The sequence below is a fragment of the Pontibacter sp. LHS2 genome, assembly GCF_058932845.1.
In genome coordinates, this window is sequence record NZ_JBZYWG010000001.1 from 1505371 (window position 1) to 1527776 (window position 22406).

Here is a 22406-nt window from a genome sequence, read left to right on the forward strand (position 1 = left end):
TATTCAAGGAAACGGGCTGGGAATGCCTCCTGTATTTTGCTGCATTTACTTTTTAGCATCATAAGGAATGTAATTTTCCCATTCCCAGGGCGTGAAGGTGTCGCCTATCGTTTTTTCGAGAAGTTCTTTGAAGATGCTTTCGCCGTTGTCGCTGTTTGTCAGGATGACGATGCCGGTGCCTGTTTCGGGGAAAAGAATGGAATAGTGCTGGTAGCCTTCTGAATGCCCTTCTTTGAAAGCGCCCACGCCGTAAGATGATTGCAGCACGCCCCAGCCTAAGCCATAGCCTAAATTGATGCGCTTGTTTTCGTCTGTCTCGATCTGGGCTTGCGGCCCGAACTGGCGCTTGCTTTTAATCGCAATCTGCTGTGTAAAGAGTTCTTCCATGGATGCCTTTTTCAGCAATTTATGATTCAGGAGAGCCGTTAAAAAGGTCGTGTAATCGGCCAGTGTGATGCCCATGCTGCCTGCTGCGCCAGCGTCGTCTACCTCGTCTTTGGGCACTACGGCTTGCTGATGATCATGCCCATAGGCGTATTGCTTTTCCTGCCCGGGTTGCCACACGTAAATGTAGCTGGTGCGGGTCATGCCGAGCGGTTTGAAAATGCGTTGTTGCGCCATTTCTTCCAGGCCTTTCCCTGTGATTTTCTCCAGCACAAACTGCAGCAGGTGCAGTCCTTCGCCGGAGTAGGCGTAGCGCGTTCCGGGGTCAAACTGCAGGTATAGCTTTCCCTTTGCATCGTAACCTTTATCGGTTAAAAAACGCCAGTTCGGAAAGCCAGTTGTATGCGCCAGGCACATGCGGGCGGTGATGGCCTTATACCGGTCATCGCCTTTCAGGTCGTGATAACCGCGCCAGCTTTTGGCAAATTTATAATCCGGAATTGGCTTGGGGAGGTACTGCTGGAGCGGGGTGTCAAGGTCAATCACGCCTTCTTCTACCAACTGCATGACCAGCACAGCAAAAACGGCTTTGCTCAGCGAAGCCCCGTAGAAAATGGTGTTGCGGCTCAGGGTGTCTTTCGTATCGTAGTTGCTATACCCAAAAGCCTCCTGATACACGACTTCATTTTTATTCAAAATCGATATACCCAATCCGGTTACCTGTGCGGCGTCCATCAGTCGTTTTGTCACCTGATGTATCTCCTGCGCCGTGCTGTAGCTGCCATCTAACTTTTGAATTTTGCTGACCTGGCCAAACAAGGTTGTGCTGCCAAGCAATAGAGCCGGTAGTAAGAACAGGATTGATTTGAACATGCCGCTTTTTTTAGATAAGCTGAGGTATAAATAAAACTACGTAATAAACTCGAATAGTTTTGCGTCACTCTCCTGTCATGTATGTGTTATCACGCTTTTGTCGTATACCTGACGATGGATTACTACCCCTAATCCTCGACAGCTGCCACGATATAGTCCGAAAGGATCTTCTCTGTCTGCACATGCCCTTGGAAGCTTCCGTAGATGGTACTCGTGATCACGACTGCCAGATCAAGTTCGGGGATCACGGCGATCTTACTGCCACCATTGCCGGACATATAATAAGCGGCGTACTGCTTATCCTGACCGAACTGCTGTTGCCATAGCAGATAGCCGTAGTCGTAGTTTTGACCATTGAACTGCCGCACATGCGCCTGTGTGGCAGTGGACTTTTGGATCCAGCTGCTGGAGATCACCTGTTTGCCATTCCACTTGCCGTCCTGCTGCATCAGGATAGCCAGTTTTAATAAGTCACGACTTCTTAGGCCCAGACCTCCGCCAGTCATGGGCGTACCCATGGGGGTGAGCTGCCACTTTGCTTTGGTGATACCTAAGGGTTCGAACAGGTACTGCTTCGCAAAGGCATCCACCTTCATCTTAGTGCTTCTCTCCAGCACACCGCCCAGCAACACGGTGCCTGCCGTGCAGTAACTGAAGCTTCTGCCATAGGGAGAGTCTTCAGGCTTTTTCACAAAACCGGCGTAGCCCCTGACAGGCAGATCCAGGTAAAACCGGTAATAGTCTTCGATCAGGTACATCCTTTCTTCATTGCCTCTGGAGTACTGGTTGTCATCGTCACACTCCAGCAATGCGCTCATAGTCAGCAGATCTTCAATGGTAATCTTGTCTTTTCTGGGGTCAGGATTCTGAAAGGGTTTCTTGTCTTTGAAGTAGCGCGTGACTGTGGTCTTCTCGGAAGGGATCATCTTTTTGTCGATCGCCAGTCCGATCAAAAGTCCGGTGATGCTTTTGGTGGCCGAGCGGGTATCGTGCAGCGAACTGTCGGCAAAGCCCTGGTAGTATTTCTCATACACCAACTGTCCGTTTCTGGCGATCAGCACACTGGTGATGTTCTTGAAGGCATTGTTGCTGATGGCGCTATCCAGGGCGGCTAACTTCGCTGCATGAAGCTGAACAGATTTGGGCGCCGCAACAGGTTTACCATCCTTTAAATTGGCCGGGCTTTCTGCGGAAACAGCAACAGGAAAACTGGCAAGGAGCAGAAGAAACAGGAAACGTCTTTTCATCATTTTATCTTTTGGGGTACTGCAATATTACAGTAGACTGCCACCCAAAAATAGAATGAAATTAACGTTCCAGCATGATTTTCCGGAAAGCAGACGGGGTGAGCCCATTCAGTTGCTTGAAACTGCGGATGAAATGACTCTGATCTGAAAAGCCGCATTGCAGCGCGATTTCGGTCAGGGAAAGCTCTCTGTGGTAGAAAAGGGAAAAGGACTTTTCTGTCCTGATCTTCCGGATGTAATCGCCGAGGCTGCAGTTGAAGTACTTCGGAAAGTCCCTGGACAAATGCACCGGGTGAATGTTCACTTCAGCAGCCAGTGCTTTCAGAGCTGGCGGATCCGGGTAAGTATCATGCAAAAGTTCTTTTATCCGGGCTACCCAGGTGGGGTTTCGGTATACCTTGTTTTCCAGCGGAAGCAGCGTCGTAAATGCCTGTAATAAGAGCGACTCCACGGCCGGGTATAGCAGGGCATCCTGCAATTTGGTTTCTTTGAAGATCTGGTAAAATAAGAGCTTCACCGCCGGGTGATCAATCTGCAAACTTCCCTCCGCCACCTCCGTGTCCGGGAGCAGCTCCGCAAACCATTCCTTTTGGATTTCGAGGTGGAAGCCGCGGGTATAGCCCTCCGGTTTGATGTTATAGTGCGGCTCCTGCCAATTGTGAAAGAGCAGTGAGCCGGGAGCACAATGGTAGGTTTCCTTGCGATTGCCCTCCAGTATATGTCCGGCGAGAATAAAGGTAAAATAGGCGTTCTCGTGGTAGTGCCAATCCACTTTGTCTACCGTGTATTCGGTGTCAGTGAGCAGGATGCCGTCCAGGTGAATGGTCCTGTTCGTCTGTCCGAAAAAACTGCCTGCTTTTAACTCTTCCATACCTGGGGGTGTCTACTTACTTAACTTCCACATTTCTGCATTTGATATTCTGAAACTGGCGTCCTTTATAAAGCCTCCCCTAAACTGGCAGGGAGACCCGAAAGGTAGTGCCTACGTTTTCCTTACTCTCCACCTCTATCATTCCCTCTGCATTTTCCACGATCTTCTTCACCATGTACAGGCCGATGCCGGTGCCTTCCACATGGTTATGGAAGCGCTTGAACATGGTAAACAGGCCTCTCTTCTGCCCTGGTGTCATGCCAAGCCCATTGTCGGTAAAAGTCAGCACCTGGTACTGGTCTTCAGCATGGCAACTGATCTGAACATGCGGAACCCGATCGGTAGCGCTGTACTTGATGCCGTTAGAGAGCAGGTTGTAAATCACGCTCCGCAGGTTCTTGGCCGAGAAACGGACGGCAGTATCAGGGGCAATATCTATGTCGAGCACGGCTCGGGTGGACTTTAGCAAAGGCGCCAGGTCCAGAGTCACCTCTTCGATCACCTCCGCCACGTTCACCAATTCGGTATTATACTCGTTTTCCTGCTGCAGCTTGGCCACCTCTGTCAGACTGTCGATGGTTTTCTTGAAGCGCTCCACGGAGTCCTTCATCATTCCCAATATCGCTTTCGTGTCACTGCTCATGTTGCCAGTAGCTGTGTACCCCTCGGGCAGGAGCGCAAGCAGCCCCTCAATGTTGAGGATAGGTGCCTTCAGGTCGTGGGAGGCGGTGTAGATAAAGTTATCCAGGTCGTTGTTGATGCTGATCAGGTGCTTGTTCTTGATCTCAATTGCCTCCAGGTGTGCCTTCCGGTCGTGCACATCGGTAGCCGTGCCGAACCATCCGGTCACCTTGCCTTCGCTGTCGCGCTGGGGTAGTGCGCGGCTCAGGTGCCAGCGGTGACTGCCATCCCGCATCCGCAGTCTGTGTTCTATCTCGTAGGGCGTACCTGTCCGCATGGCTTTGTCCCAGGCTTCCAGCGTTGGCTGCTCGTCCTCCCTTATGATCATGTCCTCCCAAAGCCAGTTACCGTCTGGTAGCTTTATAGCTCCCGAAAACTCAGATACCCGCTCGTTGTAGTAAGTTACTTTTCCGTCTGGTGTGGCGATCCATACGATCTGCGGCATGGCGTCGGCCAGATTCTGCAAGTCCCGGGCGCTTTGCTCTGATTTTTTTCTGGCCTGCACCTGCTCGGTCACATCGAGGGCTACGTGTATCACGCCGGTCACTTTGCCTTCTTCTATTAGCGGGGTGTAAGACAGGTTTAAATAGCGCGGCTCCACTTTGACGTCCTGCAGCAAATGGATCATCTGTTCGTCTACGTTGATGGCCTTTCCTGTTCTCAGTACTTCGCGTACAATTTCAAGCACAGGCTGGTCCTTCATCTCTGGAAACACTTCAACCAGTTTCTTCCCGTTCACTTCTTCTGCCGTTTCTCTGCCCATGATCTGCAGCATCGGGCCGTTGACCTTCTCAATCACCAAGTCCTCGCCCCATGTGAGGGCAATGGCAACTGGTGCCTGCTTGATCATGTTCCGGAAACGCGCTTCGCTTTCTTCTAATCGCTTTTGGGTCAGCACCTCTTCTGTTACATCAATGGCCGTATGATGGACGCCGTATACCTCGCCCTCTTTGTTTGAGAGCGGCTTGTAAGTAAAATTAAAATAAGCGGGTACTACCTGGCCGTCTACTTCCAGTTCCGTTTTCTCTTTTACGCCAACGTAAGTCTGACCGCTTGCATACACTTTTTCCAGCAGCTCAGTGAACGGCTGGCCTGCCAAGCCCGGTAGTGCTTCACGGAATGCTTTCCCTATGACGGTGCTGTCCTTGCCCCAATAGTTCAGCATGATGTCATTGGCGTACTGTATGGTCAGCTCTTTGCCCAGGTATAGGGCGGTGGCAACCGGAGCTTCTTCGATAAGGGTGCGGTAGCGCAGCTCACTTTCGGCCATGCTTTCGCGGGCCTGGTTGAGCTCGGTCACATCTGCCCCCGTATTGATGACCCCGTATACCTCGCCGGCTGTATTGAACAGGGGTGTCATGCTCAAATCAAAATAATGCGTCTGCAGCTCTCCGCCTACTATCAGATCCAGTTTGTGATTTTTGGCATGGAAAGGGGTGCCCGTTCTATAAACATCTTCCAGCTGCTCGAATACGTGTTGGTTTTCCAATTCGGGCAATACGTCCTTGTAACGCTTGCCCACAATGTCATTGCCTTTGCCCAGGCCATCTTTGAGTGCCTGGTTGGCAAACTGTATCCGCATCTCGCTGCCGATATAAACCCCAATGGGATGGTGAGAGCTTTCTATAAAAGAGCGTAGCTGCAGTTCGCTTTCCTCTAACTTTTGGCGATCGAGCACCTGCTCCGTTACGTCATGCGCCACGCAGAACACGCCTGCAGCCACCGTGTCGTCTGGGTTTGCATAGTAAGGCTGGTAGACAAAATTGTAGTAGTGAAGATCCTCTTGGCCTTCTTTTATCAGTTTGGAGGGATACGCCTTTGCATAAAAAGGTTGACCTGTTTCACGCACCTGTACCAGTAATTCAGGGAATCCCTCTGTAGAGATTTCCGGGATGGCATCAAATAAAGGTTTGCCCAGGAGGTCGTATGTTCTGCCCAATAGCCTGAGCATCTCATCATTGGCGAACTCTACGGTATTTTCAGGGCCGGTGACAATGCAAACTGCCACAGGAGCCTGCATAAACAAGCTGTACTTTCTTTCAATTTCCCGTATGGCAGTTGCTCTCTTCTCTGCCAATACCTGTCGCGTGATCTCCGTTTGGGAGTACAGGATGTAGAGCACGTTGCCTTCGGCGTCCAACACCGGCTTGTTGCTTGCTTTCCAGTACCGCTCTTCAAATTCGCCGTCGGCTTTCAAGGCATCATAGCGCATCACGGGCAACTGGTCGGGCACTTTGTCCTCCATCACCCGGGCAAAAGATTCCCTTAAGATGGCGGCCCCTGCTGCTGCGCCAGGATTCGGGTTCTCCGGATAGGCTTCAAAAACACTTTTGCCCACTACCTCTTGTCTTTCCTGCCCCTTGAGGCGTAGTTGTTCGTCACTTACGGCGAGTATGGTAAACAGGGGTGGGTTGGGTTGCAGCAACAAGAAATTGCCTGATAAAGAATTGAAAACTACCTGAAAGTCCGGAGCCTGAATACTTCCCCCGACAGAATTTGCCTGATGCATGCTGTAGATGATAAGTAATATTGTAAGTTACACAATTACACAGCAAGATTGTTCCCTGCTCCTTCACAATGTCTGGTTAAAACCTATAACTTAATATTACTTACCAGCCAGGCGAAGGTTTTCAGGGCTCGCGCCCGTTTCTCCCACCTATGACAATGTGCCTGCGCAGCATGCGCCAGGTATAGCACGAACGCATGACCTGCCTGCCATAAAAAAAGGCCTGGGAATGTGATCCCCAGGCCCTCTTGGAATGAAAAGGTTTACTCTATTTCAAGACCACGCGTTTGTTCACTACGCCTGACTCTTTGTTGAGCACAATGATATAGGTTCCTGCCGGGTTTTTAGAGGCATCCCACTCCAGTTCATGCCAGCCTTTTTCCAGTACCTGATTCATAAGGCCTTTCACCTTTACACCGTTGAAGTCAATGGCATCTGCCATTACATGCTGTTTCTTATCCAGGTAGAACTTTATTTTCACAAAGCGCTCAGACGGAACAGGGTACACGATAAACTCTTCTGCGTTTTCAGTTACTAACGCTTTGGAGGCATCCTCCCGTAGGCTGATGAGCACGGCGCCATGTGTACCTGCATCACCGAAGACAGATATAGCCTGTTTATCTTTCACAACATGAATCGCCTGAATGGAACTCGGATCAATGTCCTGTATCTCTGTAATGCGCTTTCCTCTTGCAGCGGCTTTTTCAAAGGCAGCAGTACCGAATTTCAGTCCTTCCAGCGCATCGTTTTCATAAATGAAATAGGCTGGTTGTATCTTCTCATCTCCTGATGCCACTTTACTTACTTTCTGCAATACCATATCAGGTTTGCCCGCACTCGCTTTGGCAGGCGGCGGAGTAACTGGTACACCATCCTTTACAGTAACAGCTGTGCCATTCAGCTCTTTTACCTCTACCTGCACGCTGGCTGCACCGCTGTTTACAGGCGTTTGTGTTGGCACCGATTCGGCCTTAACCGAGGCGCGGCCTGCTACCTGAATTTCGCTTACGATACGGTTTGCTTCTGGCTTGCCGCTACTTTGCAACACCACGCGCTGCGTCTGTTTATCGGAGGCTGCTAACTCCTTTTTCTCGAAACCGATGAACCGGTATACCAGTGTGTCGGTGGGCGTTGCGCTAAGCGTATACTTTCCGTCCGCACTTGTGATGGTGCCTGTTGTGCTGTTTTTGATGACGATGGACACCCCAGGGAGCGCGGCACCTTCCTTCGAAAGCACAATGCCGGTCACGGTAAGTTGCTCAGGTATAGCCTCGGCGACGGGCGCTGTTTCTGCTATACCTGGTTTTACATTTTTACCGTTGACATCAATCGCTATAAAAGCGAATAGAAGACAGGCAATGAGCAGGGTAGTTACCTGGTAACTTTTCCTGCTGGAAGTGGTGTGCGTCATAGTAGTAGCGGTTGAGGTATGTATGATTCGTTTTATTCTGAAGAGCAGGCTGGTTTCCTTTGCAGCCGCAGCCAGTACCAGCCGGTTGTGTTCGAGTGCCGGAAGCTGGGCCAGGTTGGCGAGTGCCAGCGCATAAGTGCGGTAGTTGCCGGTGTGCTGCACCACCAGGTCGTCGCATACATGCTCCCGTTCCGCTTCCAGCACCTGGGCGATGTACCAGTAGCCGGGGTTGAAAAAGAAGAAGAGCTCGGCGATATTCTGCAGCAGGTTGATCAGGTAATCCTGGCGTCGGATGTGGGCCAGTTCGTGCAATAGGATACTTTCTACCTGGTCGGCTGGCAGCTGGGTGAGCATACCGGCCGGCACCACAATGATGGGTTTTAACCAGCCAAAGGTAAAGGGCGAGTTTACTTTATCGGAAGAGACCAGCGCGACTTTCGTGTGCAGCCCCAGCTTTTGTTGCAAGGCCTCTACCCTATTTACCCAGTTGGCAGGCAATAGACTGCTTTGCTGCTTGACATGGCGGAGATAGAGCAGGCCTGTCGCAAAACGTGAGGTATAGAACAGGAATCCTGCAAACCAGGCCAGCAGAAAATAACTGACGTGCTGCTGTACCCAAATCATGAGCGCATGCCACTGCGCTTCCAATTGCATTACAAAACTCTGCTCTGTTACCGTGTTTGCCTCCTGGCCAGATGTCATGAACAGAAAAGTTTGTGCGGTAGTTGGCGCAGCAGTTGGTGCGGCTGCCGTCAGGTATACGCTGAAGGTAAACGCAAAGCAGGCGACCAGTGCACCGCTTGCCAGCAAGGCAAACGTATACCGCGTCTTGGCACTTATATGCGGCAACATTTTCAGGGCCAGCCAGAGCAGCAAGGCGATGCCTGCCCCCTGCCAGAGGGAGTGCAGCAGGCTGATGCCGAAGGCGCTGACAGCTGCGTTTTCGTTTAGGAATTCCAGTAGGTTATTCATCTTTTTTCCCTTTCTCCAGTTCGTCTAAAAGCTTTCGGATCTCCTGAATTTCCTGTTCCGAGGTTTTGCCTTTGCCCAAGGCCCGTAACACGAGCTTGCCTGCAGAACCTTCAAATACCCTGTTCAGAAAAGAGTCGAGCAGGTCGCTGCTGGTTTCTGCTTCACTTACCTCCGCCGAATAAATGTGTGACCTCCCCTTTGCTCCTTCGCTTGTTCTGGACAAGAGCCCTTTGTCATGCATGATCTGCATAAATTTCAGGGTCGTGGTATAGCCAGTGGGTTTTTCTTTGCTGAGCGCTTCATTCACCTCCTTTACCGTACTCGGACCGTTTTTCCAAAGTACTTTCAGGATGGCTAACTCTGATTCTGATGGTTTTATCATGATTATTAGCTGTAAGCTGCTACATTTACGAACACTTTCGTAATACAAGTGTAGGGAAAGAAATCTATCTTTCAAAATTTATTACGAACTATTTCGTAATAGGTTAGAAGAAAAGGAAACAGGTAGAGCACCAGGCAGAAAATTAAAGCCTGCCCGAAATGCGCTCAAGTGTAAATAATGTGTTTATTTGCGGGCATGTCTACAGGTCATGTATTTCTTATTCTGCTTAGTGGCTTAGGTGTTTTCCATGGCTTAGTATTGGCTGTTTTTCTCTGGTTCTACCCCAAAGGACTCACCGTCTCGAATAAAATACTGAGCGTCCTGTTGCTAGTGCTTTCCTTCAGGGTCGGGAAGTCCTTGTTTCTGGAATTTGTGGAGGGCGTATACCTGCAGTTCATCTTTGCCGGTCTAGCCACATTGATGCTCATCGGGCCGCTCTTTTACTTCTATACCCGATCGGTGCTTGAAAAAACGCTCCGGTTCACCGCTGCTTCCCTCCTGCACCTCATCCCCTTCCTGCTAGGACTGGCCTTCAGCTTTTTCATCAACAAGGAGAATGCGAAGACTACGCCTATACCTGTGTTTGTGCTCCTTTTCTGTGTGTATTATGGCCATTACCTGGTATACCTATACCTGACGCACCGGAAGATACAGCAGTATAGGATAGCGACCGGGCAGGCTGATACCGCCGTGCAATGGCTGCGCCTGCTCACGTATGCGCTGGCGGCGCTTTGGGTGGTGTATGTCCTCAACTTACTCGACGACGACGTGCCTTACATCCTGGGGCCCATCCTGTATTCGGTTATCGCGTACGGGGTGAGCTATGTCGTGATCCAGAAAGGCTATATCGGAGCGCTTGACACGGCCAAGTATAAAACGACACCACTGCCAGAAGCCGAAGTAAACCAGATCTACGAGGAAGTGAAGGCACTGCTGGAAGAGCAGGAGCTATATAAAAACCCGGACCTTTCGTTAAGCACCTTCAGCAAAGCACTGAAAGTAAGTCCGCAGAAAATTTCGATGGCGATCAACAGCAGATCCGGCTCCAATTTTAACGGCTTCGTGAATCAGCACCGCATCAAGCACGCGCAGGCTTTACTGGAAACCAGCCAAGGCAGCGAACTCACCATTGCCGCCATCGCCATTGAGGTTGGCTTCAACAGCATCACCAGCTTTAACACCGCCTTTAAAAAACAACTGCACGAAACGCCTTCTGCTTACCGCAAAAGAATTGCGCAAGCCTAAGGCAACATCCCCTGCCTCCTTATACAGGCAGGACCGTTAAGTAATGGAGGAGCTATCCCCTCTCTGGAGCAAGGCCATTTCATTCTACTTTTTTGTCATCCTGCAAGGATCTTAGTAGCAGATAGCATCTGCTTAACCTCCCTTCCACCAAGTTTCTTTACAGAATGACAGTGGGATTAGCCATATTTCCCTGAAACTGTAAATACCCCTCTAAGAGCTACGCTCGCTACCATCGAACTCGCGTTCTCGGTAATCCTCAAGGGGAGAATTTTCTAATGATTAATACCGCTACTCCCTATCGGCCTAACCCCCTAGCAAGCAATAAATCGTGATTTGCTAAATAAATCGTGATTTGCTATAGGTAAATGATCATTCTGGAAGATTTTGACACCCGCTCCGGCTTCATTTGTGTCAAAACTAAAAACCTATGATCATGTTAAGAATCTTTTTTACTGCGGCACTACTGCTTGCCGCCCTCACGGCTTCGGCCCAGCTAACACCGTTTGAGTTTGAAGGTGCCAAGCGAAAATACCTGCTCTACCTGCCTGCCTCGTATTCGGCAAATCCTTCTCAGTCCTTTCCGGTGGTGTTCCATTTTCATGGCGGCGGCATGACCGTGGCCGAGCAAATGCTGTACTCCAGAATGAACGAGACCGCCGACAAGCACAACTTTATTGTGGTGTACCCATCCGGTATAAAGCAGGACTGGAATGTGGGCTTTGATATGTCTCACCAAAACGGTACCAACGATGTGGGCTTTGTGCGTGCCTTGCTCGACAGCCTGAAACAAACCTACCGCATAGATGCCAAAGCGATCTTTGCGACCGGCTTGTCGCGGGGTGGTTTCTTCTGTCACCGCCTAGCCGCTGAAATGCCCGATGATTTTGCAGCCATTGCTTCGGTTGGTGGCCCCCTGCCCGATTCGGTAAAATTTTATCACCGCACAGCTAAACCGATCAGTGTGATGCAGGTGCATGGCACCGCCGACGAGGTGGTGAAATACGATGGAAAAGCCAATGGCTATGCCTCAGCTCCGGCTACTTATACCTACTGGCTGACGCACAACAAACTGCCTGCCCAGAAAGAAAGCAAAAAGGTGCTCAATGCGAATAAGAAGGACAACACCTCCGTCACGATTCAGGAAGTAAACGACAAAGGCGTTACCGTGTCGCTGGTTACGGTCGAAAACGGAGGCCATACCTGGCCGGGCAGTGCACCGTTTAACATTGGCTATCCTTTGGGCAATACCAGCTCCGATATTGATATCAATGAAGTCATGTGGAGCTTCTTCCACAAAAACAGGAAGCGGTGAGGTATAGGCAGGTATAGCTAATTTAAAGAGACGCTATACCTTGAAAACAAAGCAGTTCTGGTTAATTGTCACCGGAACTGCTTTGTTTTTATTAAGAACTGCTTGTTGAGGGCAGGTATGATTTCCAGATCGGGTCAATGGTGAAGGGTTTGCAGGAAAAGGGAGGGACAAGAATAAGTCTGAAAATAAGTACAGTAAAATATATAAATATCATGGTTCTCTACTATATACTTGCAATATTTTGTGTGTAGTTTTACTAATATTAAATTAAAGTCTGTTTGTTATTTTTCACATACTGCACTTCTATGTTACTAAAAAATTAATAGCTGCATCTATAAAATGGATATTTCTTTCAAATATTACAAAACTTCACCTATCATCATTACAATTTTATTGATTGCTACAGCAATCGATTACCTAATAATAAATGTCATACTCCCTTTATTAGATTCTTTAAACTTGAAACCAGAATTAGTTAGAGCGCCTGGGAATGCAGCCTTGATTCTGCTAGTCTTATGGTTATATGACACCTATATCTGGAAATGGCCATTTTGTGGCCTCTTAGTTAAAATACCTGATATGTCTGGTCGATATGAAGGTAAAGTACACTATGAATTTCAAGGAGTGAAAGGTGAGAAGGATTGTGCTATAGAAGTTGTTCAAACAGCTTCTAGAATCAAGATTCACTCTTATTTTAACAATCCGAATAATGAAAGGAGCACTTCAAAAAGTTTGGTTGAAGACATAAGAGAAGAAGATGGATTTTACCATATTTTCCTATTTTATCTTAATTCAGGAGCCGTTGGTTCAGGTCAACTTGACTGTCATGAAGGGGCAAACCATCTAAAGTTTTTAGCTGAGTCAAAAGAAAGTAAGCAAAAACTGACTGGACATTACTTTACAAATCGAAATATACAGACAAGGGGTATTATTGAAGCTACTCTCAAATCAAAATCATTAAAAGGAGAATTTTAAAACATTTTATGGCAAACTGTAATCAGCTCTTTCAAGAGTTTAATAAATCAATCAGATTAACTGATCTTAAGAGAGACGAACTTAAAGAAACTAGGAATGCTTTAAGAGATCGCATCAAAACTAATTTTAACAATTATAAAGACCATGATTTGCTAAACCACAAATTGGAATTCCATAGCCAAGGTTCTTTTGTGATGGATACAATTATTCAACCTAAAGACGATGACTACGACTTAGATGATGGTATTTATTTTCTAGGCCCATTAGAAGAAAATAGAAGACCTGAAACACAGATCTTTCACGACTTAGTAATGCATGGAATTGGCATTGAAGATTCGAGAATAGTTGAGGATAAGCCAACTTGTGTGAGAGTAAATTATATAAAAGATGCTCACATTGATTTCCCTATTTATTATGCAGAAAATCTTGAGTGCCCAGAGCTGGCACATACTAAGGAGGGATGGCTAGAAAGCAATCCTGTAGAATTCATAGCTTGGTTTGAGGAAAAGATAAACTCAGGATTTTCTAAAGCTCTTATTTATGAGTCTAGATTATATAGTGATTATAAAGAATGGATAAAAGATATTAGAAAGAAAGATGCTCAATTAAGAAGGCTTGTCAGGTATATGAAGAGTTGGGGAGATCACTTAAGGGGTGAGATGCCGCCAGGAATTATTATGACTATTTTAACAGCTGAGAATTATGTAGAAAATGAGAGAGATGACATCGCTCTCCGTGATACATTGATAAAAATTCGTGAAAAGTTGAGTAACAAATTCGAGTGTAAAAGACCAACAACACCAAAAGGAGATAATTTATTTTCATCTTATAGCCCAACTAGAAAAGAATATTTCCTTAGCGTACTAAATTCATTTACTAAATCAGCTATACAAGCAATTGAAACACCTAATCAGAAGGAAGCCTGCTATAAATGGCAAAGGCATTTTGGACCACGTTTCAACTGCCTTTTAGCTAAGGATGAAGTGGAAGGTTCCAAAGTTTATGCAGCACCAGCTATACTTGGAGACTCTGCAAAAAGTGCATGATTGATGATTGATTTTGAAAAAGCGAAGCATGATGCTTTCGAAGACCTAAGGAAATTCAATGATATTAAAATACTTAATACTCAAGAAAAAAGGTATTTAGCTTTACCTATTGAACGAACAATCTGGGAAATTATATTAGAAATTCCCCAGACGCCTGCTGGTGCTCTAGACATTAAAATATATCTTGTTCTGCAGGACGATTTTCCTTTATCTCTACCTAAAATATATTTAAGAGAAAAGGATTATTCAAAAGTAAAACATATCCCTCATGTCGATCCTAATAGATTTGTTTGCACCTTTGACTCAGAAACTACTCGTACTGATCCTAGTAATGCATCAGGGATAATCTATCAAACTTTACAGAGGGCTAAGCAAATAATATCGGATGGATTAAATAGAATAAATGTCAAAGAGTTTGATGAGGAATTTATTGCCTACTGGCAACAGAGTTATTCAAAAGGTGATGTTGTAACTAAAATATTATCGCTATTTGATGAAGAACCACAATCTGGTAAGATTAGCTTAATTGTACTAGACAAAAAGTTAAATGGTTATCAGTACGTAGTACACTTAAATACAGACTTAGCTAATAACTTCAAAAAATTTTTAGAGCTAAATAAGTATTCATATAATGAGCTTGATTCAATTTATATAGGTGAATTAAACATTCCCAGCTTACCACCATACGACTTTTCTAATAAGGCAATATTAAAACATATTGAATGCTTAGATAAAGTTTTACGAAAGAAATATATCGATTACATAAATAATGATTACTTCCCCAAAGTAATATTGTTCAGAAAGACTATAAGCGGTAAGTCTCATTTTATAGGATGGGGATACAATAATATCCCAGTGTTTGCCAAAGGATTTAGACAAGGTACATTAAGTAACTATGATAAGCTTTCTACCATTTATATAAACAGCTCTGTGTCAAGATTACTGCTTGAACCTTATAATTTAAAACGTTTAACTCATCGAACAACTGGTATTAATTCAATAAATGAAAATTTCAAGTTTTTAATAGCTGGCATAGGAAGCATTGGATCAAATCTTATTTATTTTTTAAATTCCTTGAATAACCCTGAGTTTAGGTTAATTGATTTTGATGACTTAAAAATCGAGAATATAGGTAGACATTTTTTAGGCTTTTCATCTACTAGCACAAATAAGACTAAAGGTATGTTACAATTCCTAAGTAACAAATCTCCACACCAAAATATCAATATAAGAGAGGATTCTATAATCAATGTTTTAAAAAACGAAATAGATTTCATAAATGAAGTTGACTTTGTATTTGTCACTATTGGAAAAACCAACGTTGATAAGTATGTAGCTGAAGCAGCTAAAGCTGGTATAATAACAAAACCAATTATTTTCATTTGGGTTGAGCCTTATCTTGCGGGTGGTCATTGCATTTTTCTTGATCCATCAGATTATATCTATGAAAAGCTTTTTGATCATCAGGGGCTTTTTAAATTCAACATTATTAGTTCGGCAGAATACATAAGCAACAACCAAAACCTTTCGATGACCGAAGCTGGCTGCCAAACAAGCTATACTCCTTACTCGGCTAACAATGTTGTTCTGTTTCTCTCTAAGCTCTTTCCACTACTAATGAAGAAAATTAAAATAAATAATAGTGGTAGTGCATCTTTTACTTGGGCTGGCAATTATCAAGCAATTAAAGATTTAGGCATTACAATCTCCGATGTTGGTAATGCTTACACTGAAGGAGAAATTTATGTAAACGAATTATAAATGAGATTTGAATTAGGAAGATATACTATCAATATTCAAGACAATGTTTTGAACATATTCAACCACTATAAACAAGATAACACTTCTATGCCTGAAGCTGGTGGCATTTTGCTTGGCCAAATCACAAATAATGAGATTTATATACTTAAGGCATCTACACCTAATAAATTTGATAAGGCAACAAGGTATAATTTCGTAAGAGATAAAGATTCTGCTCAACTAATTATAAATTATGAGTTTATAAATAGCGAAAGCAGAACTATTTACTTAGGTGAGTGGCACACACATCCTGAAAGAACTCCCTCCCCATCAGGACAAGATAAAAAGATGATTCGGGATCAATTCATAAAAACTAAAAAAAACGAAGATTTTGTTTTACTAATCATTGCTGGAACAGAAGATTTTTATCTTAGTATTTATGATCACAAGAGTCATGAAAGTGAGCTCTCTATGCTAGTAAAATTACCAAAAGTTAGTTTCAATATCTTATGAGATCCCCTATTACCTAACCAAAACCTTGCATTACTTTTTTCACATCGGCTATAGCGACACATACTACAATGGATGACAGCGACACTCCTATGGTGTTGTGGTAAAGCTGTGATAGAAGATTATTTAAGAAAATTCTGAAGTAGCCTGTCACTTTAGTGGGTTTTAACTGAACAGAAGCCGGTGGCAAACGCTATGAGAATATCCGTCTGATTCGAGTTTTTAGCTCGCACCTTCCCTTTTCCACGCCCATCTACCTGCAGCACGAGTAACAGTACAAGCCAGCGCCAGCGGAGGAAGTACTATATAACGCTAAAAGCTTAACATAATGAATATTTCAACCTAAAAGCCAGAATTGCGTGAATAGAGAAAAGCAAAACTAAATGAGTTCTATAGAGCCCCCACAGATATACAGCGTAGTTCCGGCCATTTTACCACCTGATCAGTTATTCGGGCCGCTATTTCACGATGTTCAGATGAATCATGTATTTCCTGATTCCATCACGTTTGCAGACTGTTTTCCCAAGCGTGCCCCGGAAGAAATTCTAAGTCTGTATGAAATCGAAAAGCATAAGCAGGATTTCGATCTGAAGGATTTTGTCTGCGAATATTTCGAAATTCCCTCCCCTATCAATACGGAGTATGAAAGTAAGCAGCATCTGCCAGTAGCGGAGCATATCGCACAACTTTGGTCCCTGCTAACACGCACCTCCCAAACAAATTGCTCCATGTTGCCTGTCCCCAAATCCTATATCGTTCCGGGCGGAAGGTTCAGAGGCTTGTATTACTGGGACAGCTACTTTACCATGTTGGGCTTGCAATGTGCCGAGGAGTATGAACTGATCCGGGACATGGTAGAAAATTTCGCTCACCTGATTGATGCCTATGGGCATATTCCGAATGCGAACCGGAGTTATTACCTGACACGTTCACAGCCTCCGTTTTTTGCTATGATGGTACGGCTTCTTTGTGAAATTGACGGCCAGGATGTGTTGACGCAATACCTCCCCCACATGCAAAAAGAATATAATTACTGGATGGACGGATACTTTCGCCTTTCGGACAGGGAAACCAGTTTTCGCAGGGTAGTCCGGATGCCGGACGGCAGTATACTGAACCGCTACTGGGATGACCTTCCCGCCCCTCGTCCTGAATCGTATGTGGAAGATGTGGAGATGGCGCATCATGCAGCCCCGGATGGTGTGGCCCCTGGAACACTCTACCGGCATATAAGAGCCGCCTGCGAATCTGGCTGGGACTTTACATGCCGTTGGTTCAGAGAAGAGACCAACATGGAAACCATTCATACAACCGACATCGTACCTGTCGATCTGAACTGCCTGCTTTACGATCTGGAAGAAACGTTAGCGGAAGCCTATGCGCACAGCTCTTTTTCGGAGCCTTCGGCCTATTTCCTCCAAAAGGCAGAGAAGCGTAAAAAGGCCATGATCAAACACTTCTGGAATGAGGACAGGAGCTTTTACATGGATCATGATGCCGCATCAAATAAGCACACGAACATCCTATCGTTGGCAGGTGTGTTTCCGCTGTTTTTCAAAATTGCCAGCAAAGAACAGGCACAGCAGGTGCACGAACACATCGTCAACAGTTTTCTAAAAAAGGGAGGCCTGGTTTCTTCTCTCCACAACAGTGGCCAGCAATGGGATTACCCGAACGGCTGGGCTCCGCTGCAGTATCTAAGCTATGTGGGACTTCGCCATTATGGCTTTGATGATACCGCTGAAGAAATAAAGAAGAGATGGATCGCTATGAACGATCATGTGTTTAAAGAAACCGGCAAGATGATGGAGAAATACAATGTGGTAGACCCTGACTCCCCGGCCGGAGGAGGAGAATACCCCAATCAGGATGGCTTCGGTTGGACGAACGGCATCTATACCTGGATGAAGAATCAACCTTGATTCAGTACGATTGTCCAACATCAATAAGCCAATAACCGCCCACAGGCAATCACGACTACCCATACCACCACCGAGCATACCGCCACCGCTTTAGCAGCCCGCGGCGTGTGACCGTGGGGCCATTCCGGTGCAGAAGAAAGGAGGTATCGATGAAAAAGACCGGCATTTATACTACCTACCACTAGGCCGATCAGCTTGATATGAAACACCGTGTCAGCAGCCAGCGCCACGGCATTGGTGCTGAAGAGTAGGACACCGGAAGGCACGATCAGGTATAGGCCCCTTCTGGACCAGGGCAACAGATGACTGGCCAGCTCCGGGACAGGCAGCTTTTTAGAAAGCCCAAGCAGGCGCAGATCGAACATGAATGCGGCACCGACCAGCAGCACAATGCCCAGGATATGCACAATCTCCAAAAAGGGGTATAGCCAGGCGGAAGTCCGGATGGCGCTCGCCAAAGCGGAATCTTCCAGCCTTTGCAGCAGCCCCACTAGCTGAGCTGTCACCGCTAGCGGAGCTCTATCTTTTTATCGCCCACATAGATTCGCTCTGCCCGCATCTCATCCTTCACTTCTTTATGCGGATAGCCCACTACCCGCACCTTATCGCCGGGCTTGACCATATCCTTTGCCAGGCCACGGGAGCTCATGCGGCTGGGAGGGGCCAGCACCACCGTCCAGGTCTTGTTTTCGTGCTCTAGCTTTAGCATCCCATGCGGGTTTTCATACGTGATCTCCTCCACCTGGCCGGTATAGTCCAGTGTTTTGGTCTGGTCGTAGTTGGCCCAGCCGTGGTGTAGCGCCACCGACAGCGGGAGAAATAAAAGCAGGAGTAATTTGACAGGTACTAGCATAAGTATAAAGCTGAAGGTGATACACTTATGTAAAACGAATGAAACAGAAAAAAGTACAGGTATAGGACTTCGCCCCCGCTGACACAATCCTAGTGCTCGTGCTATTACGCTTCCACACCGCTATACCTGCTGCACGCGCAACAGTACGAGCTACAAGCCGCCACTATCGCCCAACCTGACAGTAAGACAACCGGCCCATGACATCTGTGCGTGCATCAGCCTTTACAAAACAAAACCCAGCCCTGTGGTAAGACTGAAGATATGGGCGTTCTGGCCTGCTGTCATATCGAATTGCTGTCTGCCTGCATAGTAATCAGAAGAGAGCATCAGGCACCAGCGGTTCGCTATCTTTTTGCGATAACCTACGCCAAGCGATGCGCTAAGGGTCATTTTGTCAGACGTAGAAGCATGCACTTCTGAAGAAGATTCTTCACGGGTAAACAAGCTGCCCAGCCTGGCCTTAAAATCCAACGACGAGTCATCTGTCAGGTTCAGGGTATACATTGGGCCGATCATCAGCACACCATAGCTCAGCTCAGCCTTTGCCGGTATAGTAGAAGTGGGGCCCTGATGATCATAAATTGTGGCTTTTGTATCGAAAGCATGCGCTCCTCCCGCCCACACACCGGTTATGCCAAAGCCTTTTCCCAAGGTATAGCCAGCGTTTAGCAAAGTCAGGTTCAATCCTGTTCCGGCTTTTACATTGTTGTTTCCTGATAAGAAACTTGGTCCCAACCCTACCCCAATAAAGCCATTGTTACGATTGTCCTGGGCTTTCAGCGGAACATAGCACGCGAGTAACAGCACCAGCGTCGCCTTCATCATTCGATTCATACTAAGCATTGTTTTCATTTTTAAATGTATAGAACAATATATATATTATTTTGCTTTAAAGCTCATGTAGAAAATATATTTTGTACTATAAAGGATAACCCGCTGTAAAGACCAGTATCTTGCAAGGAAAAACCACCGCCTATACCTAACCAAAACCTTGCGTTACTTCTTTCATATCGGCTATAGCGGCACACACTACAACGGTTGGCAGCGACACCCCTATGGGGTTGGGGTACAGCAGGTGATAGAAGAGTGTTTAAAGAAGATACTGAAGCAGCCGGTCGCGATCGTGGGTTGTGGCAGAACGGATGCCGGGGTACATGCGAGCCAGTTCTTTTTTCACCTGGATGTAGCGCAGCCCTGGGAGTTTGACATGCTTTTCCGGCTGAACAAAGTGTTACCGCCTGATATCGCCGTGTTCGATATCATTCCGATGGAGGGACTGCCCCACGCCCGCTTCGATGCCAGCAAAAGAAGCTACGACTATTTTATCCATACCTACAAAGACCCGTTCCTGCACGATGTAAGCGCCCTGTACCCCGTTCGGAACCTGAACCTGGACGCTATGCAGGCGGCGGCTGCCCTGCTCCCGCTTTACACCGATTACCGGAACTTCTGCCTTACACCGGCAGATCAGGAGAGTACCATCTGCCATGTAACAGAAGCCCGCTGGCTGCTGGATCAGCAGGGTGACAGGCTGCGATTTCAGATATCGGCCAACCGGTTTCTGAGCCGCATGATCCGCATTATCGTGGGCCAACTCCTGAAGATCGGAACTGGTGCACTCAGCTTGCCCGAGTTCGAAAGTTACCTGGCGCTGGAGACAGCACCCAAGCACCTGACACCGGCCTATCCGCAGGGGCTATACCTGTCTAAAGTAACTTACCCTTTCCTGGATATTCCGCCCCGTCCTACTTTCTCTCCTGCCTTCCAGCAGGTATAGCTATTGGCTGGCAAATAACTCTTGGCTTGCATTTAATCATCGAAGCCTTCCCGTAGTTCTTTTGAGTCGGCATAGCAGATGGGGCTGCTGTTTTCCTTCCGCTCTGCTTTTTCCTTTACCAGTTCCTCGTAGTTGTCAGGGGTGGCCAATAGCCTGCACTTCGGGTAGAGCACGACACCCCGCCGGACAATCTTGCTGTTCGCTTCTATTTCGTGCGCGTTTACGCCTTCAGCCCCATACACATGGATCGTGAAGAAATGGTAATTCGTTTTCTTCGCATACCCTTCCGCCGTGATCCTGCCGGTGATCGTTCGCTCCCCGATAAAGTCGGATGTCTCCCCTTCTGTATAAGGCGTGTACACTGACTCCGTCCATGCTACTTTACAACCTACTGTCAGATTCATATTGCTGCTTTGTGCTCTATCCGTTTTACGAGTCCCGAGCCGCAACTTAGGCATTTTCGGGCGCAATCTTTTGGTGTACTCCCGCTGGCCCGTGCTCTCAAAATTGTTCTATCCTCCAGCTCAGCTATGCTCCTAGCTGATCAGCAAAATCCAATTCGGCATTAAAGTAGGCCAGGCTAGCTCCCTCTTGCTGCTACAGTCAAATAAGTTAATCGAAGAAAAAAGCCTGTTTACCTTCAATAAATCACGGCACTGCCTATCTGTCGATAGATAAAGGCAATTAGGCTAATACATTATGAATACGCTGGAGCGAATCTTACTTTCAGGAAGTCGTGCAGTCATGTTGCCCACCAGGTATACTGACACCAATTGCGATGCAACAGCTTACAGCCATCATCATCAATCAACTAGAAGTACATCCTTATGATCCATCAGCAAGAGATACTGGAGATTCGCCAAACCGAAACCTCTAAAACAAAAGCGCTTGCCTATTCGCTTATACTTATCTCCGTCACACTTCTGGTGCTGTCGTTGAAAGTGCCGCTGGAAGCGCAGTTGCTCCCCTTGCTGGAAAGGCCTTTGATCGCTGATCTGATGGCAGGCTCTATCTTGCGATTTCTTATCATTGTCTGCCTGGGTCTTGTTATCCTCAGAAAGAAATTGCTTCCCTTCAATGGCCTATACCCTGTGTTCGAATGGCGCAATCCGGTTTTGGTGCTCCTGCTCCCTACCCTGCTCATTCTGCTATTGGCTTACTCCAGCTATGAGATCTACTTCCAAACAGCGTCCTCCCTCCTCTTGCTTTTTGGTGTTGCGCAAGCCTTTGTCGGGCTTTTGGAGGAACTGCTTTTCAGGGGGATTGTCTTTCCGCTATTGATCCTATACTTTGCAGGTAAAAACAAACCCATTTTAAAAGCTGTCTGGCTATCTGCCCTGCTTTTTGGTGCTGTGCATGTAGTAGCACTTTTCAGGCATCCTGAAAACATCTGGGGGGTTGCAAATACCGTCATTTATGCCATCGGCATTGGTTTCTTGTTTGCCTGCATTCTGCTGCGTTCCCGCAATATTCTGGTACCTGCCTTCCTCCACTTTCTGATAGATTTTACTAATGGGGCCTTTGAGCTCCAGGAAGTAGAAACACTTGCGCCAGTTCCCACGACGGGCACCATTGTACTGACGCTTGCCGTTGTAACGACCATGAGCCTGTTCTTCATCGGGGTTGGTTATTGGTTACTGCGACGCGTCCAGAAACAGGAGTGGCTGCAAAAAGCTGCCCTGGTTCAAGTCTAAAGCTA

Annotated in this window: 19 protein-coding genes; 9 read left to right on the top strand and 10 right to left on the bottom strand. The window is 46.7% G+C overall.

What is annotated here, in order from left to right:
• Positions 1-45: 45 nt before the first annotated feature.
• The 6 genes from AC5FX6_RS06600 to AC5FX6_RS06625 form a co-directional block, all read right to left on the bottom strand.
• Positions 46-1257 (bottom strand): serine hydrolase domain-containing protein, encoded by a 1212-nt coding sequence (locus AC5FX6_RS06600; RefSeq protein WP_493596231.1) that lies wholly within the window; start codon positions 1255-1257, stop codon positions 46-48.
• A 128-nt stretch (positions 1258-1385) separates the two neighbouring features.
• Entirely contained in the window at positions 1386-2504 is a 1119-nt protein-coding gene (locus AC5FX6_RS06605; protein ID WP_493596232.1) for a serine hydrolase domain-containing protein, read from the bottom strand.
• Between the two features lie 61 nt (positions 2505-2565).
• Entirely contained in the window at positions 2566-3375 is an 810-nt protein-coding gene (locus tag AC5FX6_RS06610) for a helix-turn-helix transcriptional regulator (RefSeq protein WP_493596233.1), read from the bottom strand.
• Positions 3376-3454: 79 nt separating this feature from the next.
• Entirely contained in the window at positions 3455-6565 is a 3111-nt protein-coding gene (locus tag AC5FX6_RS06615; RefSeq protein ID WP_493596234.1) for a PAS domain-containing protein, read from the bottom strand.
• Between the two features lie 265 nt (positions 6566-6830).
• Positions 6831-8945, bottom strand: coding sequence for a M56 family metallopeptidase (locus tag AC5FX6_RS06620; RefSeq protein WP_493596235.1), 2115 nt, complete (start codon positions 8943-8945; stop codon positions 6831-6833).
• Positions 8938-9327 (bottom strand): BlaI/MecI/CopY family transcriptional regulator, encoded by a 390-nt coding sequence (locus tag AC5FX6_RS06625; RefSeq protein ID WP_493596236.1) that lies wholly within the window; start codon positions 9325-9327, stop codon positions 8938-8940. The genes AC5FX6_RS06620 and AC5FX6_RS06625 overlap by 8 nt, the downstream gene beginning before the upstream one ends.
• A gap of 195 nt (positions 9328-9522) precedes the next feature.
• Between AC5FX6_RS06625 and AC5FX6_RS06630 the strand changes: the two genes are divergently transcribed.
• The 7 genes from AC5FX6_RS06630 (at position 9523) to treF (ending at position 18077) form a co-directional block, all read left to right on the top strand.
• Positions 9523-10572, top strand: a complete 1050-nt coding sequence (locus tag AC5FX6_RS06630) for a helix-turn-helix domain-containing protein (protein WP_493596237.1) — start codon at positions 9523-9525, stop codon at positions 10570-10572.
• Positions 10573-11005: 433 nt separating this feature from the next.
• Positions 11006-11884: an extracellular catalytic domain type 1 short-chain-length polyhydroxyalkanoate depolymerase gene (locus AC5FX6_RS06635; RefSeq protein WP_493596238.1), complete on the top strand. Its 879-nt coding sequence runs from the start codon at positions 11006-11008 to the stop codon at positions 11882-11884.
• Positions 11885-12223: 339 nt separating this feature from the next.
• Positions 12224-12859 carry a Cap15 family cyclic dinucleotide receptor domain-containing protein gene (locus AC5FX6_RS06640; RefSeq protein ID WP_493596239.1) on the top strand — a complete coding sequence of 212 codons (636 nt, stop codon included), beginning with the start codon at positions 12224-12226 and terminating at the stop codon, positions 12857-12859.
• A gap of 8 nt (positions 12860-12867) precedes the next feature.
• Positions 12868-13905, top strand: a complete 1038-nt coding sequence (locus tag AC5FX6_RS06645) for a CBASS cGAMP synthase (protein WP_493596240.1) — start codon at positions 12868-12870, stop codon at positions 13903-13905.
• A gap of 3 nt (positions 13906-13908) precedes the next feature.
• Positions 13909-15666 carry an E2/UBC family protein gene (locus AC5FX6_RS06650; RefSeq protein WP_493596241.1) on the top strand — a complete coding sequence of 586 codons (1758 nt, stop codon included), beginning with the start codon at positions 13909-13911 and terminating at the stop codon, positions 15664-15666.
• Complete coding sequence (locus AC5FX6_RS06655) at positions 15667-16158, top strand: Mov34/MPN/PAD-1 family protein (RefSeq protein WP_493596242.1); 492 nt, start codon at positions 15667-15669, stop codon at positions 16156-16158. It begins immediately after the preceding gene.
• A 380-nt stretch (positions 16159-16538) separates the two neighbouring features.
• Entirely contained in the window at positions 16539-18077 is a 1539-nt protein-coding gene (gene treF, locus AC5FX6_RS06660) for an alpha,alpha-trehalase TreF (RefSeq protein ID WP_493596243.1), read from the top strand.
• A 20-nt stretch (positions 18078-18097) separates the two neighbouring features.
• Here treF and AC5FX6_RS06665 read toward each other — a convergent pair whose 3' ends face one another.
• The 3 genes from AC5FX6_RS06665 to AC5FX6_RS06675 form a co-directional block, all read right to left on the bottom strand.
• A complete protein-coding gene (locus tag AC5FX6_RS06665) occupies positions 18098-18583 on the bottom strand; it encodes a DUF6644 family protein (RefSeq protein ID WP_493596244.1) in 486 nt (161 codons plus the stop codon).
• A gap of 2 nt (positions 18584-18585) precedes the next feature.
• Complete coding sequence (locus AC5FX6_RS06670) at positions 18586-18930, bottom strand: DUF6152 family protein (protein WP_493596245.1); 345 nt, start codon at positions 18928-18930, stop codon at positions 18586-18588.
• A gap of 222 nt (positions 18931-19152) precedes the next feature.
• Positions 19153-19764: a putative outer membrane beta-barrel protein gene (locus tag AC5FX6_RS06675; protein WP_493596246.1), complete on the bottom strand. Its 612-nt coding sequence runs from the start codon at positions 19762-19764 to the stop codon at positions 19153-19155.
• Between the two features lie 157 nt (positions 19765-19921).
• Here AC5FX6_RS06675 and truA point away from each other — a divergent pair, with 157 nt between their 5' ends.
• Positions 19922-20707 carry a tRNA pseudouridine(38-40) synthase TruA gene (truA, locus tag AC5FX6_RS06680; RefSeq protein WP_493596247.1) on the top strand — a complete coding sequence of 262 codons (786 nt, stop codon included), beginning with the start codon at positions 19922-19924 and terminating at the stop codon, positions 20705-20707.
• A 32-nt stretch (positions 20708-20739) separates the two neighbouring features.
• Here truA and AC5FX6_RS06685 read toward each other — a convergent pair whose 3' ends face one another.
• Positions 20740-21111 carry a hypothetical protein gene (locus AC5FX6_RS06685; RefSeq protein ID WP_493596248.1) on the bottom strand — a complete coding sequence of 124 codons (372 nt, stop codon included), beginning with the start codon at positions 21109-21111 and terminating at the stop codon, positions 20740-20742.
• Positions 21112-21534: 423 nt separating this feature from the next.
• Here AC5FX6_RS06685 and AC5FX6_RS06690 point away from each other — a divergent pair, with 423 nt between their 5' ends.
• Positions 21535-22401, top strand: a complete 867-nt coding sequence (locus AC5FX6_RS06690) for a CPBP family intramembrane glutamic endopeptidase (RefSeq protein ID WP_493596249.1) — start codon at positions 21535-21537, stop codon at positions 22399-22401.
• Positions 22402-22406: the final 5 nt, after the last annotated feature.